Genomic DNA, 14,185 nt, shown 5'->3' with positions numbered 1-14,185 from the left:
ACAACCAGGTGGCGGAGAAGACGACCCAAACCATCTACATCGAAGCCGACCCGGACACCGTGATGAAGGTGATCGCCGACATCGATTCCTACCCGCGATGGATCTCGGAATACAAGGAAGCCGAAGTCGTCGAAAAGGACGCCGACGGCTACCCCAAGGTCGCGCGCATCGTCATGGACGCCACCGTCCTCAAGGACACCATGGTGATGTCCTACCAGTGGCCCAAGGATCGGCGGTCGGTCAGCTGGACGCTGGTGTCGAGCTCGCTGCTGCGGGCCCTGGAGGGCTCATACCGGTTGGCGCCCAAGGGATCCGGTACCGAAGTCACCTACGAACTCTCGGTCGACCTGGCCATGCCGATGATCGGCCTGCTCAAGCGCAAGGCCGAGCGGCGGCTGACCGACACCGCGTTGAAGGATCTCAAGAAACGAGTCGAGGCTGAGTGAGTCCGGTGCATCGTCGGCGCCCACCCCGGCCCGGATCAGTCTCTTCGTTGGCAAAGGCGGGGTAGGCAAGTCCACGCTGGCCTGCGCCACCGCGGTGGCCGCCGCCGGCGCGGGGCAACGGGTGCTGGTGGTCTCCACCGACCAGGCGCATTCGCTGGGCGATGTGCTGGGCGTCCCCGTCCCGCCGAGTCAGGCTGAGTTGGTCCGGGTGCTCGCCGACCTGGAGACCGGACGGGCCGAGGCCGGCGGCGGGTTCCTCGACGCGCTGGCGCTGGACACCCTGGCCCTGCTCGAGGCCCGATGGCGTGACGTGGTCGCCGCCCTGGACCGGAGATTTCCCGACTCCGAGCTGAGCACCATTGCGCCCGAAGAGCTTTCGGCGCTGCCGGGTGTGCAGGAGGTGCTCGGTCTGCACGCCGTCGGCGAGTTGGCCCGCTCCGGGCGATGGGACCGGGTGGTGGTCGATTGCGCCTCCACCGCGGACGCGCTGCGCATGTTGACGCTGCCCGCCACCTTCGGCCTCTACGTGGAGCGGGCGTGGCCGCGGCACCGCCGGTTGTCGCTGACCGCCGAGGACGCCCGCTCGGCCGCGGTGGTGGAGCTGCTCGAGCGCGTCAGCGCCAGCGTGGAGGCGCTCAGCGCCTTGCTCACCGACGGCGACCTGGTCGGTGCGCACCTGGTGCTGACCCCCGAGCGGGTGGTGGCCGCCGAGGCGGCCCGCACCCTGGGGTCGCTGGCCCTGATGGGGGTGCGGGTCGAGGAGCTGATCGTGAATCAGGTTCTGCTGCAAGATGACTCGTACGAGTACCGCAACCTGCCCGAGCATCCGGCCTTCTACTGGTACACCGAACGCATTGCCGAGCAGCAAAGCGTGCTCGAGGAGCTCGACGCCGCCATCGGCGAGGTGGCGCTGGTGCTGACCCCGCACCTGTCCGGCGAGCCGATCGGACCCAAGGCGCTGGGGGCGCTGCTCGACGCCGCCCGGCGCCGGGGCGGGGCCGCGCCGCCCGGCCCGCTGCGGCCCACCGTGGACCTGGAATCCGGGACGGGACTTGGGTCGATCTACCGGATGCGGCTAGCGTTGCCGCAACTCGACCCGTCGGCGCTGACGTTGGGCCGGGTCGACGACGACCTGATCATCAGCGCCGGCGGGTTGCGGCGCAGGGTGAGGTTGGCGTCGGTGCTGCGGCGGTGCACGGTGCTGGATGCGCATCTGCGGGGCAGCGAGCTGACGGTGCGTTTTCGACCAGATCCGGAGGTGTGGCCTAAGTGAGTGGGGCTCATCCCGACATCGGTCCGGAGCTGCGCAGGCTCGCCGAGTCGATCCTGGACGGCATCGACCCCGCCGTGCGGGCGGCGGCGGCGCTGACGGCCGGCGCCGGCCCGGGAACCGGTAAGTGCCAGCAGGTCTGGTGCCCGGTGTGTGCGCTGGCCGCGCTGGCGACTGGCGACCAGCACCCGTTGCTCACCGCGATCGCCGATCACAGCATCGCGTTGCTGGAGGTGATTCGCGACATCGTCGCCGACATCGACCGGGCGTCTGGCCCGACACCCGGACCCCCACCCGACGGCCCGCCCGGCGGCGCCCCCGACACCCCCGACACCGGGCAGGCCCCGCGGACCCGGTATCAGCCCATCCCGGTGACCTTCGAGGAGTGAGCCGGCCGCGCGGCAGGTGGTCCCTTCTTATCCGGATGGGTACAGTTGGCGCAGAACATCAGCGGGTGCAGCCGAGAGGGAGGGGCCATGTGGTACTGGCTATTCAAGTACGTGCTCCTCGGCCCGCTGCTGTCTTTGCTGGGACGGCCGAAAGTCGAAGGCCTAGAACATGTTCCGAGCTCCGGGCCGGCGATACTGGCCAGTAATCACCTGGCGGTGATGGACAGCTTCTACCTTCCGCTGGTGGTGCGACGGCGGATCACCTTCCTGGCGAAGTCGGAATATTTCACCGGCACCGGCCTCAAGGGCTGGTTTCAGCGGTGGTTCTTCACCGCCGTCGGCCAGGTGCCGATCGACCGCACCGACGCCGACAGCGCCCAGGCCGCGCTGACCACCGCGCAGCAGGTGCTGGCCCAGGGCAAGCTGCTGGGCATGTACCCCGAGGGCACCCGGTCACCCGACGGCCGGCTGTACAAGGGCAAGACCGGGCTGGCCCGGCTGGCCCTGCAGACCGGGGTTCCGGTGATCCCGGTCGCGATGATCGGCACCAACGTCGTCAACCCGCCCGGCTCCAACATGTTGCGGTTCGGCCGTGTCACCGTGCGGTTCGGCAAGCCGATGGACTTCTCCCGGTTCGAGGGGCTGGCCGGCAACCGCTTCATCGAGCGGGCCGTCACCGACGAGGTGATCTACGAGCTGATGGGGCTCTCGGGGCAGGAATACGTCGACATCTACGCGGCCAGCCTCAAAAAGGGCGGCGCCGAGGCGCCCGGCGACGAGGCCGCGCGGATTCCCGAGACGGCCGCGGGTTAGCCGATTGCGGTGACCGGCGTCAGCTGCTGCGGCGCCGCGTCCCGCGAGGCGGCGCGGGCGGTGACCGTGACGCCCGCCGCGACGATGACCGCCAGCGCCCACCACACGTAGGACATCCCGGCGAGCTGGCGCCACCACACCGCGCTGGCCTCGTGATGCTTGGGCAGCAGGTCGATGGGCGTCCACCTCATCAGGGCCACCCCGACGACGCTCAGCACCAGCAGCGCCGCGTTGCGCCGCCGCCAGCCCAGGACGCCGGTGACCAGCACCGTCGGCAACACCCACACCCAGTGGTGCGACCACGACACCGGCGAGACCACCAACCCGAACAGTGCGACGCACACCAGCGCCAGCGTCGGCTCGTCGGCGCGCAGCACCCGCCGCATCGCCCACACCGTCACCGCCAGCACCAGCAGCGACGCCGCCACCCACAGCAGCGACCGCGGCTGCTGCGCCAGCCCCAGGCGGGCCAGCGCGCCGGCGATGTTCTGGTCGGTGTTCAGCGACGCGGAACCGATCCGGTCGGTGTGGTGCACGGTGTGCGTCCAGTACTCCCACGAGTCGGTGTAGGCCAGGACGAAACCGAGCAGCGTCGCCCCCGCGAACGAGGCCAGCGCGGTGAGCACCGCGCGATGGTCGCGGCGCAGCAGGAAATAGAGCAGAAACACCGCGGGCGTCAGTTTCAGCGCCATGCCCAGCCCCAGCAGCAAGCCGCGCGGCCACGGCGTGCGCCGCGGCAGGCAGTCGGCGATCACCAGCGTCATCAGCACCACGTTGATCTGGCCGAAGGCGAAGTTCGAACTGATCGGCTCCAGCCAGATCGTGGCGGCCGCCGCGACCACCACGGCCAGCCACCACCGGCGCAGCCAGGCCGGGCCGGGCAGCAGCGCCGAGGTGCTCCACACGTCGAGGCGGGCCAGCACGATCACGGTCGAGACGACCAGCAACACCAACGTCAGGGCGGTGATCGCCACACTGGCCGTCGGCATGTGCATCCAGGCGAACGGGCAGAACACGATGGCGGCCAGCGGCGGATAGGTGAACGGCAGATCCACGATCGGTGTGTGGAACAGCACGTCTCCGCGGTACAGCGGGCGGCCGTCCATCCAGGCCCGGGCGCCCATCTGATACACGTCGATGTCGATGCGATAGGGGGTGTGCCCGAACAACTGCCACGCCGCGTACCCGAGGGCGGCGGCGGCCGTCAGCCACGCCAACCCCCACCACAGCGCCCACCCCGGTCGTTTGCCTGGGAAGCCGGCCCCGGGCGCTTGCCGCGTACTCATGTCGCACAACAGCGTAATGGGTGCGCAGGCCGCCACCCCTGCTGCAGCGCGGCTCCCACGCCCCGGACCCGCGCTGGCGTACGTTTCAAGGGTGCTCCACTCGTTCGTGTCCGAGGTCACCCGGTGGTTCGCACATGACGTCTACGACCGGGGACACCTGCCCCTGCTGTGCTGCCTGGTCGCCTTCATCCTGACGTTCTTCGTCACCCGCTCGTTCGTGCGGTTCATCCGGCACCGCGCCGAGACCGGCCGGCCGGCCCGGTGGTGGCACCCGCGCAACGTCCACGTCGGGGGGGTGCACATCCACCACGTGACGTTCGGGGTGGTCCTGACGCTGCTGTCCGGCCTGACGCTGGTGACGCTGTCCATCAACGGGCATGAGCCCGAATTCACCGTTGCCGCAACGTTTTTCGGGATCGGTGCCGCCCTGGTGCTCGACGAGTACGCGTTGATCCTGCACCTGTCCGACGTCTACTGGTCGGAGGACGGCCGCACCTCGGTGGACGCGGTGTTCGCCGCGGTGGCGGTGGGCGGACTGCTGATCATGGGCCTGCACCCGCTAATGTTCTTCCTGCCGATGTGGCACGGCGCCGATTCGATGATGCTGCGCGCGCTGGTGGGCGGCGCCATGGTGTTGACGTTGCCGCTGGCCGTGGTGGTGGTGCTCAAGGGCAAGATGTGGACCGGCCTGCTCGGCATGTTCCTCGTCGTGCTGCTGGTCATCGGCGCGGTCCGGCTGTCGCGTCCGCACGCGCCGTGGGCCCGCTGGCGGTATTCCACCCAGCCGGAGAAGATGCGCCGCGCGCTGCAGCGGGAAAGGACGCTGCGCCGCCCGGTGGTGCGGGCCAAGCTGTATCTGCAGTGCGCCATCGCCGGCACGCCCCGATTTCCCGACGAGCGCACCGTCGATGCCACGCTCGACCACGAGGTCCATCCGGCACCGGCGCCCACCGGTCCCATCCTGATCGGCAGGTAAGCCGGCCGTAGGCTTCCCGGGTGCGGTATTTCTACGACACCGAATTCATCGAGGACGGCCGCACCATCGAGCTGATCTCGATCGGGGTGGTCGCCGAGGACGGCCGCGAGTACTACGCGGTGTCCACCGAATTCGATCCCGAGCGCGCCGGGCCCTGGGTGCGCGCCAACGTGCTGCCCAAGCTGCCGCCCCCGGCGTCGCAATTGTGGCGCTCCCGCAGGCAGATCCGCGACGACCTGGAGGAGTTCTTCGGGGTCCGCGCCGCGCAGAGCGAGCCGATCGAACTGTGGGCCTGGGTGGCGGCCTACGACCACGTGGCCCTGTGTCAGCTGTGGGGCCCGATGCCGGATTTGCCGCGCGCCATCCCGCGGTTCACCCGGGAACTGCGCCAGCTGTGGGAGGACCGGGGCTGCCCGCGGATGCCGCCGCGCTCACCGGATGCCCACGACGCGCTGGTCGACGCCCGCGATCAGCTGCGCCGGTTCCGGATCATCACCGGGGCCGGCTGAGACGCCGACTGAGGCGCCCGGCTGAGGCGCCCGCGCGTTCCCGCAGTTCAACCCTGACCAGGGGACTTCGCGACCCGGTTACCATGGACCGATGAACTGGACCGTCGACATCCCGATCGACCAGCTGCCGCCGCTGCCGCCGCTGCCGGGCGATCTGCGGGCGCGGTTGGACGCCGCGCTGGCCAAACCGGCCGCCCAGCAGCCCAGCTGGCCCACCGACCAGGCCACCGCGATGCGCACGGTGCTGGAGAGCGTGCCGCCGGTGACGGTGCCCTCGGAGATCGTCCGGCTGCAGGAGCAGCTGGCCCAGGTGGCTAGGGGTGAGGCGTTCCTGCTGCAGGGTGGGGACTGCGCGGAGACGTTCACCGAGAACACCGAACCGCACATCCGCGGCAACATCCGCACCCTGTTGCAGATGGCCGTCGTGCTCACCTACGGCGCCAGCATGCCGGTGGTCAAGGTGGCCCGCATCGCGGGGCAGTACGCCAAGCCGCGGTCGGCCGACATCGACGCGCTGGGGCTGAAGTCCTACCGCGGCGACATGATCAACGGCTTCGCGCCGAATGCCGCTGTGCGCGAACATGATCCGTCGCGACTGGTGCGCGCCTACGCCAACGCCAGCGCGGCGATGAATCTGGTTCGGGCGCTGACGTCCTCGGGACTGGCTTCGCTGCACCTGGTGCACGACTGGAACCGCGAATTCGTCCGGACTTCGCCGGCCGGCGCCCGGTACGAGGCGCTGGCCACCGAGATCGATCGCGGGCTGCGCTTCATGAGCGCCTGCGGGGTGGCCGACCGCAACCTGCAGACCGCCGAGATCTACGCCAGCCATGAGGCCCTGGTGCTCGACTACGAGCGCGCCATGCTGCGGCTGTCGGACAGCGATGCCGGCGAGCCGCAGCTCTACGACCTGTCGGCGCACACCGTGTGGATCGGCGAGCGCACCCGCCAGCTCGACGGCGCGCACATCGCGTTCGCCGAGGTGATCGCCAACCCGATCGGCGTCAAGATCGGCCCGACGATCACCCCGGAGCTGGCCGTCGAGTACGTCGAGCGGCTCGACCCGCACAACAAGCCCGGCCGGCTGACCCTGGTGAGCAGGATGGGTAACAGCAAGGTGCGCGATCTGCTGCCCCCGATCGTGGAGAAGGTACAGGCCACCGGCCACCAGGTGATCTGGCAGTGCGACCCGATGCACGGCAACACCCACGAGTCGTCCAACGGCTACAAGACCCGGCACTTCGACCGCATCGTCGACGAGGTGCAGGGCTTCTTCGAGGTGCACCGCGCGCTGGGCACCCATCCGGGCGGCATCCACGTGGAGATCACCGGCGACAACGTCACCGAGTGTCTCGGTGGGGCGCAGGACATCTCGGACATGGATCTGGTCGGCCGCTACGAAACCGCTTGCGACCCAAGGCTGAACACCCAGCAGTCGCTGGAGTTGGCCTTCCTGGTCGCCGAGATGCTGCGCGACTAGGACCGTACCGCAATCCTGTTCCCCGGCGGGCTCGCCGGCCCGACCGGAGCCGTCTCGGAGCGGTGTCGCTTTGCGGCGAACCGGGCCCGTAGGTTGCCCCACACGATGCGCGGTAACAGAGCGGGATCCCGCAGCCGCGACGGCGGGTCGATGAAGTTGAAGACGCGAAAGCAGCGTTCGGTCAGCACGACATCCTGGGTTGACGCATTCAACGTCGCCCTGGATATCCAGCCTTGCAGCCGCTGCCGCATCCCGTGGTAGACGCCGGACGTGGTCCGGTCTCTGGCCTGATTGATGGCCCACGTCGCGCCGATGTACTGGGTCGTAGCCCGGAAAAAGCGTTGCGCCAGCAGGGCATCTCCCGCGCGCAGGCACTCGCGCAGGGTCAGCGCTTCCAGCGCGGCGATCGTCATGCCTTGGCCGTAGGTCGGGTCGAGACTGCACAGCGCGTCGCCCATCACCAGCAGACCCGACGGGAAATCGGCCAGCTGGTCGTAGCGCCGCCAGAACGCGGCGGTGTGGTGGTATGTCACGGCTTCCCCGATGGGGTAGGCGCGGCGCAGGCCCTCGACGATGGCCGGGGGCAGCGACGGCTCGGCCATCGCGAGCATCGCGGCGAAATCGGTTGGTGGCTCGCCGGTGTCGGCCGGCACGCCGATCGCCAGGATGAACGTGTCGTGTTCGTTGGCGAGCAGCAAACCCGCCGGCCTGCCGCCCCCCGGGTTGAACATGACCAGCCGCTGGGCGATCGACCCCTCGGGCATGCTCAACTGTTGGCTCGCGTAGCCGTATCGGGCCACCGCCCGCTCCTCGGTCGGCCGTTGGTAGCCCAGGCTTTCCAGAAATGCCGGCGTACGGGCCGAGCGCCCCATGGCGTCGACGACCAAATCGGCGTCCAGCGCCATGAGAAAACCGTTGTAGCGCCGGGTGATTCGCACGCCGTTGACGATGTCCGCGGTGTTGAGGAGGTCGCACACGTCGTGTCCGTCGAGGAACGTCACGTTCGGCAGGGCCTTGACGCGGCGGCGCAGGTGAAATTCCATGAACGGCCGGGTCGTCATGTGCAGCGCCAATGCGTCCGGATCGGCGAACGCGCCCGAGTTCTTCATTTCGTAGCGCCCGAAGCGCACGTAGAACCGCGACAGGTCACCGTCGTCGACGACGACCGCCCCCGCCCGGGCCAGGTCATCGAGCAGACCGGGAAACAATTCCTCCAGGACTTGTAGGCCGCGGCTGTAGAAGTTGTGCACGTGACGGCCCTGGGGGATGCCCCTGCGGTGGCACGGATAGTCGGGCAATTTGTCCCGCTCGACCACGCTGACCGAATCGTAGAACTCCGAAAGTACGCGCGCGGCAAGCAAACCCGCGATCCCGGCACCCAGTACCACCGCGTGCTCACCGAGCCGGTTCGGCGAGTCGACGCCCTGCGTTGTCGAACCCATACGAAAGCACGGTACACCAAAATTAAGAAAAATAAGAGAACATTGTGATTACTTTAAGATCGTGTCGCCCCCGGGGCGCGATCCACCCCGCTGAGCCGTCGCGCCTTCCGATGGACGCGCGCCGCGCCGGAAAGCTAGAACAGTCCGTTCAGGTTGCGCCCGATGGTCCAGGCCGCGGTGGCGACCATCCCGGTGACCGCCAGCACCAGCGCCAACCAGACCAGTACCATGCGCCGGTTGTGCTGGCGGGCCCAGACGAACTCGCTGATCGGGATGCCGGCGAATTCGCCTGTGACAGACTGGTATTCGTAGTCGTCCTCGTCGTCATCGGGTTCGGCCCCGACGTGTGCCGGGGGTTCGGGCTGCGGCCACTCCTCGGGTCCGCGGGTCAAGTGGCGGGTGGGATGCCGCGCCGGCGGCTCGGCGCCGGGCGCCCGCCGGCCGGCCTCGCGGTGCAGCGCCGCTGACCGGTGTAACGCGGAGTTGCGCGGGGCCGGCACCCGAAAGCCGGGCAGCGCAAGCTCATCGGCGATCGCGTCCAGATCGGCGCCCATCTCGACCGCGTCGGCGTACCGGTCGGCCGGGTCGCGGGCCGTCGCGCGCTGCACGAAGTCGTCGAACTGCGCGGGCACGCCGTCGATGGCCGCGCTGGGGGGCGGGACATCGGCGTCCAGCCGCCGATAGGCGATCGCCAACGTCGAGTCGCCGGTGAAGGGGGTGCGCCCGGTCAGCAGCTCGTAGGCGAGGATGCCGGCGGCGTACACGTCGCTGCGCGGGGTGGCCGCGCCGTCGCGCACCTGTTCGGGCGACAGGTACGCCGCGGTGCCCAAAATCACGCTGGCAGAGGTGATTCCGGCGGCCGCGACGGCCCGGACCAACCCGAAGTCGGCGATCTTCACCTCGCCGTCGTCGGAGATCAGCACGTTCTCCGGCTTGACGTCGCGATGGACCAGGCCGGCCCGGTGCGCGGCGGCTAGCCCGCCCAGCACCGGACGCAGCACCGCCGCCACCGCGTAGGGCGGCATCGGTCCGCGTTCGCCCAGCAGCTCGCGCAGCGTCCCGCCCTCGATGAGCTCCATCACCAGAAACGGATGCCGCGCGTCCAGGCCCTGGTCGTAGACGGCCACCAGGCCCGGATCCTTCAGCCGGGCCACCGCGCGGGCCTCGCGCTGGAACCGGGTCAGGAATTGCTCGTCGCCGGCGTAACGCGGGTCCATCACCTTCACCGCGACGGGACGGTCGAGCCGGGTGTCCACGCCGCGGTAGACGGTCGAGGTGCCGCCGCTGGCGATCTTGGACTCGATCAGATAGCGGCCGTCCAGCAACGTGCCCGAGGAGGAGCCGGGCGATTCAGCTTGGGCCACGGGGCCATCGTAGGGGCGAGGTGGTGATTGGGCGCCGGAACACGGGCTCAACGCGCGCATCAACGCCTACACTTGCGCGAGTGAGCAGTATTCCTGCCGGCGACGATGTGCTAGATCCCGACGAGCCGATCTACGACTTGCCGAGGGTCGCCGAATTGCTCGGAGTCCCGGTTACCAAGGTGCACCAGCAACTCCGGGAGGGACACCTGGTCGCGGTCCGACGCGGCGAGGCCCTGGTGGTGCCGCAGGTGTTCTTCACCAAGTCCGGCGAGGTGGTCAAGAGCCTGCCCGGGCTGCTGACGATCCTGCACGACGGCGGCTATCGCGACACCGAGATCGTGCGCTGGTTGTTCACCCGGGACCCGTCGCTGACGGTGACCCGGGACGGCAGCCGTGACGCGATCAGCAATGCCCGCCCCGTCGATGCGCTGCACGCCCACCAGGCCCGCGAAGTCGTGCGCCGGGCCCAGGCGATGGCTTACTGAGCCGGCTGCGGAACCCGGTACAGGCTGTACCAGGCGACCAGCGCGACGGCGGTGGCCAGCGAAAAGTGCAGCCATGAGTACATGCCGTGGGAGCCATCGGGTTTGAAGATCACCATCACCCAGGTCGACAGGCCGCCGATGATCGCCACCGCGCGGCGGGACTGCGCCAGCGGGGCCAGCACGGCCAGCGGCCACGAGTAGTACCACGGCAACGCGGCGGGCACGAACAGCACCACGATCAGCATCGAGATCGCGATGCCGGTGAGCGCGTCGCGGTCGTCGCGGCGGAACCGCCACCACAGCAGCGGCAGCGAGATCGCGATGATCGCGATGCCGACCAGCCGGGTGACCCGCAATATCGGGTAGAAACTCACCGGAAAGAACCCGCTGCCGATCGCGTGGATCAGGTTGGCGGCCGCGGTCGGCACGGTCAGCCAGTTGATGATCTTCACCGATCCGGCCAGTGCGGTCAGCCAGCCCAGCCCCACCCCGGCCACCGCGGACAGGGCGGCGAACACCACCGCGAAGATCAGCAGTGAGGCCGCGGTGGCCGCGAAAAATGCTGGCACCGGCCGATATCCGCGCCGATCGCGCAGTTGGCGCGCCCACACCCACACCAGGAAGGGCAGTGCGATGCCGGCGGTGGCCTTGACCGCGATGGCGACGGTGATCAGCGTGACGCCGGCGACGGGGCGGCCGCCGAACGTCAGCGCGATGCCGGCCGCCATCAACCCGACCATCAGCATCTCGTTGTGCACCCCGCCCATCAGATGGATGAGCACCAACGGGTTGAGCACGCAAATCCACAGCGCCGTCGGCTCGTCGGCGCCCAGGTGGCGCGCCAGGCGGGGGGTCGCCCAGATCAGTAGCACCAGGCCGGGCAGCATGCACAGCCGCAGCAGCGCGGTGCCCGCCACCACGTTGTTGCCGACCAGGATGGTGATGATCTTGGCCACCAGGATGAACACCGGACCATAGGGTGCGGTGGTGATCGACCAGATCGGACTGACGTTGTCCAGCAAGCTGTTCGGGTTCGCGACCGGACCGACCGCGTAGGGATCCAGGCCGTCGCGCAGCAGCGCGCCCTGCGCCAGGTACGAGTAGGTGTCCCGGCTGAACACGGGCACCGACACCAGCAGCGGCGCCAGCCAGAAGCCGGTGGTGGCCTTCATGACGAACTCGGTTGCCTCGCCGGCCAACACGCGACGGCCCAGGCTCAGCCAGGCGATCAGCATCAGGCCGACGCCGGTCCACAGCACGATCGACGACAGCACCAGGCCGTGGCCGAAACGCAGCCAGGACATGTGAATCGACTCGAGCAGCGGGTCGTGCTGACGGGTGCTGCCCGCTCCCAGCCCGCCCAGGGTGATCAGCACCGATCCCAACATCCCCAGCTTCGCGGGGCCGGAGTCGGCGCTACCGGCGAACGCCTTCAGCCGCGAAAACCATTGTCCGCGAGAGGGTTTGGCCGCCGGTGGGTCGGCGGCCGGGGTGTCGGTTCCGGTGGCCATCGGTTCAGGCCGACCGGTTGGTGGCCAGCTTGGCCAATTCGGACAACCCCGCCTTGGCGGCGGTGTTGATGGGTGCGGCCGCCAGGGTGGCCAGGGCCCGCTGGGTCAGCGTGGCGATGCGCTGCTCGGCGGCGGCCAGCGCACCCACCGACTCGATCACGTCGCGCAGCCGATCCACTTCGGCGTCGCTCAGCTGTGCTCCGATGGAGTCTCGTAACAGCTTGGCGGCCAACGGATCCGACTTCTCCGCCAACTCCACCGCCTCGGCCAACAGCACGGTGCGCTTACCGGATCGCAGGTCGTCGCCCGACGGTTTGCCGGTCACCGCGGGGTCGCCGAACACGCCCAGCACGTCGTCGCGCAGCTGAAACGCCACCCCGAGGTCGGTCCCGAACTGGCTGAACAGGTCGTGCACGTCCGGCCGGTCGGCGGCGGCGGCCGCGCCGAGCTGCAACGGGCGCGACACGGTGTAGCAGGCGGTCTTGAAGGTGTCGACGTTCATCGCCGAGGCGATCGAGGCGGCGGCGCTGGCCTCGGCGACGATGTCGAGGTACTGCCCGCCGAGCACCTCGGTGCGGATGTTGGCCCACACCCGCCGCACCCGGCGCGCCGCCTGCGGTGTCAGGTCGACACCGAGGACGATGTCGTCGGCCCAGGCCAGGGCGAGATCGCCGAGCAGGATCGCCGCCGACATCCCGAACCGCTCCGGCGAGCCCTGCCACTGCCGGTCGCGGTGCAACGACGCGAACCGCACGTGCGTGGTGGGCCGGCCCCGGCGGGTGGCCGAGTCGTCGATCACGTCATCGTGCACCAGGGCGCACGCGTGCAGCAGCTCGAGTGCGGAAAACAGCAGCAGCGCTTGGTCATCGGGCGCCTCGGTGGCCACCGCGCGCCAGCCCCAGTAGGCGAAGGCGGGCCGCAGCCGCTTGCCGCCGTTCAGCACGAACTCTTCCAGCGCGGCGATCAGGCCGCTGTAGTCGTCACCGATGTAGGCGGTCTCGGCGCGCCGGTCATGCAGATACCGCCGCAATTGCTCGGTGATGGCGCCGGTCAACTCGACGGTTGCCGCCGCTTCTGAAGCTCGTAGGCTCAGCGCGGCGCCCCTTTCTGCTCGGCTGGCTGGGTGTTGCAGGCCCGACCAGTGTATTCGCCGCGTCGCCCGAGCCGGTCTCCGCGGCCGACGGGGTGCCCGCCGCGCCCAGTTGCTTCGACTGCCTCACTAACCCGCCCCTATGCTGGCGGGTGCGCTGGGGCTGGCGCGGACAGTGCGCGCACAGCAGACGCCCCGGGCCAATACCCGTCGGATGGAGAGAAGCCGCGTGACCCTCAACACCATTGCGCTCGAGCTGGTGCCACCCAACGCCGACGAAGGTCGGGAGCGGGCACTCGAAGAGGCGCACAAAGTGGTGCGGCATTCCGCGGAGTCGGGTCTGGACGGCCGGATCCGGCACGTGATGATTCCCGGCATCATCGCCGAGGACGACGATCGCCCGGTTCCGATGAAGCCCAAGCTGGACGTGCTGGACTTCTGGTCGGTCGTCAAACCGGAACTGCCGGGGATCAAGGGCTTGTGCACCCAGGTCACCGCGTTCATGGACGAACAGTCGCTGCACGGACGCCTGACCGAGCTGTGCTCGGCCGGCATGGAAGGCGTGGTGTTCGTCGGCGTGCCGCGCACCATGAACGACGGCGAGGGCTCCGGGGTCGCCCCCACCGACGCCCTGTCGATCTACCGCGACCTGGTGACCAACCGCGGCGTCATCCTGATCCCCACCCGCGACGGCGAACAGGGCCGCTTCAGCTTCAAGTGCGACCGCGGCGCCACCTACGGCATGACGCAGCTGCTGTACTCCGACGCGATCGTGGGGTTTCTGCGCGAGTTCGCCAGGCAGACCGACCACCGGCCGGAGATCCTGCTGTCCTTCGGCTTCGTGCCGAAGATGGAGAGCCGGGTCGGGCTGATCAACTGGCTGATCCAGGACCCGGGCAACGCCGCGGTGGCCCGCGAGCAGGAGTTCGTCAAGACGCTGGCCGCCAGCGAACCGGCGCAGAAGCGCCGGCAGATGGTCGACCTGTACAAGCGCGTCATCGACGGCGTCGGCGACCTCGGCTTCCCGCTGAGCATCCACCTGGAGGCGACCTACGGGATTTCCGGCCCGGCGTTTCAGACCTTCGCCGAGATGCTGGCCTACTGGTCGCCCCGGCCGAGCTAGG

At 69.3% G+C, this 14,185-nt stretch carries 14 protein-coding genes; 9 read left to right on the top strand and 5 right to left on the bottom strand.

From position 1 onward, the window contains the following. Window positions 1–8 precede the first annotated feature (8 nt). From MAA44156_RS10690 to MAA44156_RS10675, 4 genes are all read left to right on the top strand, one after another. Window positions 9–446 carry an SRPBCC family protein gene (locus tag MAA44156_RS10690; RefSeq protein WP_009976532.1) on the top strand — a complete coding sequence of 146 codons (438 nt, stop codon included), beginning with the start codon at window positions 9–11 and terminating at the stop codon, window positions 444–446. Then, complete coding sequence (locus MAA44156_RS10685) at window positions 439–1,719, top strand: ArsA family ATPase (protein WP_085988250.1); 1,281 nt, start codon at window positions 439–441, stop codon at window positions 1,717–1,719. Before MAA44156_RS10690 ends, MAA44156_RS10685 begins: the two co-directional genes overlap by 8 nt. Continuing rightward, the gene (locus tag MAA44156_RS10680; protein ID WP_009976534.1) at window positions 1,716–2,105 is read left to right on the top strand and encodes a hypothetical protein; all 390 of its coding nucleotides are present in this window, start codon (window positions 1,716–1,718) and stop codon (window positions 2,103–2,105) included. Before MAA44156_RS10685 ends, MAA44156_RS10680 begins: the two co-directional genes overlap by 4 nt. An 87-nt stretch (window positions 2,106–2,192) precedes the next feature. Further along, a complete protein-coding gene (locus MAA44156_RS10675) occupies window positions 2,193–2,918 on the top strand; it encodes a lysophospholipid acyltransferase family protein (protein WP_009976536.1) in 726 nt (241 codons plus the stop codon). On the opposite strand, the gene MAA44156_RS10670 is transcribed toward MAA44156_RS10675, so the two are convergent. Further along, a complete protein-coding gene (locus tag MAA44156_RS10670; RefSeq protein WP_010949412.1) occupies window positions 2,915–4,204 on the bottom strand; it encodes a glycosyltransferase 87 family protein in 1,290 nt (429 codons plus the stop codon). The two genes, MAA44156_RS10675 and MAA44156_RS10670, sit on opposite strands and share 4 nt — an antisense overlap. Before the next feature lie 106 nt (window positions 4,205–4,310). Here MAA44156_RS10670 and MAA44156_RS10665 point away from each other — a divergent pair, with 106 nt between their 5' ends. From MAA44156_RS10665 to MAA44156_RS10655, 3 genes are all read left to right on the top strand, one after another. Further along, a complete protein-coding gene (locus MAA44156_RS10665) occupies window positions 4,311–5,180 on the top strand; it encodes a hypothetical protein (RefSeq protein WP_031351624.1) in 870 nt (289 codons plus the stop codon). Between the two features lie 20 nt (window positions 5,181–5,200). Continuing rightward, window positions 5,201–5,689 (top strand): polyadenylate-specific 3'-exoribonuclease AS, encoded by a 489-nt coding sequence (locus MAA44156_RS10660; RefSeq protein ID WP_009976539.1) that lies wholly within the window; start codon window positions 5,201–5,203, stop codon window positions 5,687–5,689. Between the two features lie 91 nt (window positions 5,690–5,780). Next, window positions 5,781–7,169, top strand: coding sequence for a class II 3-deoxy-7-phosphoheptulonate synthase (locus MAA44156_RS10655; protein ID WP_003872245.1), 1,389 nt, complete (start codon window positions 5,781–5,783; stop codon window positions 7,167–7,169). Here MAA44156_RS10655 and MAA44156_RS10650 read toward each other — a convergent pair. Both MAA44156_RS10650 and MAA44156_RS10645 read right to left on the bottom strand, forming a co-directional pair. Then, complete coding sequence (locus MAA44156_RS10650; RefSeq protein WP_009976541.1) at window positions 7,166–8,611, bottom strand: FAD-dependent oxidoreductase; 1,446 nt, start codon at window positions 8,609–8,611, stop codon at window positions 7,166–7,168. The genes MAA44156_RS10655 and MAA44156_RS10650 overlap by 4 nt on opposite strands. A gap of 134 nt (window positions 8,612–8,745) precedes the next feature. Next, on the bottom strand, window positions 8,746–10,038 hold the full coding sequence (locus MAA44156_RS10645) for a protein kinase domain-containing protein (protein WP_409231157.1): 1,293 nt from the start codon (window positions 10,036–10,038) through the stop codon (window positions 8,746–8,748). Between the two features lie 17 nt (window positions 10,039–10,055). Here MAA44156_RS10645 and MAA44156_RS10640 point away from each other — a divergent pair, with 17 nt between their 5' ends. Next, window positions 10,056–10,460, top strand: coding sequence for an Rv2175c family DNA-binding protein (locus MAA44156_RS10640; protein WP_003878126.1), 405 nt, complete (start codon window positions 10,056–10,058; stop codon window positions 10,458–10,460). Here the strand turns inward: MAA44156_RS10640 and MAA44156_RS10635 are convergent. Both MAA44156_RS10635 and idsA2 read right to left on the bottom strand, forming a co-directional pair. Then, the gene (locus tag MAA44156_RS10635; protein WP_003872241.1) at window positions 10,454–11,971 is read right to left on the bottom strand and encodes an alpha-(1->6)-mannopyranosyltransferase A; all 1,518 of its coding nucleotides are present in this window, start codon (window positions 11,969–11,971) and stop codon (window positions 10,454–10,456) included. The two genes, MAA44156_RS10640 and MAA44156_RS10635, sit on opposite strands and share 7 nt — an antisense overlap. 4 nt (window positions 11,972–11,975) lie before the next feature. Further along, window positions 11,976–13,025 carry a bifunctional (2E,6E)-farnesyl/geranyl diphosphate synthase gene (gene idsA2, locus MAA44156_RS10630; RefSeq protein ID WP_003872240.1) on the bottom strand — a complete coding sequence of 350 codons (1,050 nt, stop codon included), beginning with the start codon at window positions 13,023–13,025 and terminating at the stop codon, window positions 11,976–11,978. Window positions 13,026–13,290: 265 nt separating this feature from the next. On the opposite strand from idsA2, the gene MAA44156_RS10625 reads away from it, so the two are divergent. Continuing rightward, window positions 13,291–14,184, top strand: a complete 894-nt coding sequence (locus MAA44156_RS10625; RefSeq protein ID WP_003872239.1) for a mycobacterial-type methylenetetrahydrofolate reductase — start codon at window positions 13,291–13,293, stop codon at window positions 14,182–14,184. Window position 14,185 lies beyond the last annotated feature (1 nt).

Origin of the sequence: Mycobacterium avium subsp. avium (genome assembly GCF_009741445.1) — a bacterium.
In the GTDB taxonomy this organism is placed as follows: Bacteria; Actinomycetota; Actinomycetes; order Mycobacteriales; family Mycobacteriaceae; genus Mycobacterium; species Mycobacterium avium.
This window is presented reverse-complemented; position numbering and strand designations above follow the sequence as displayed.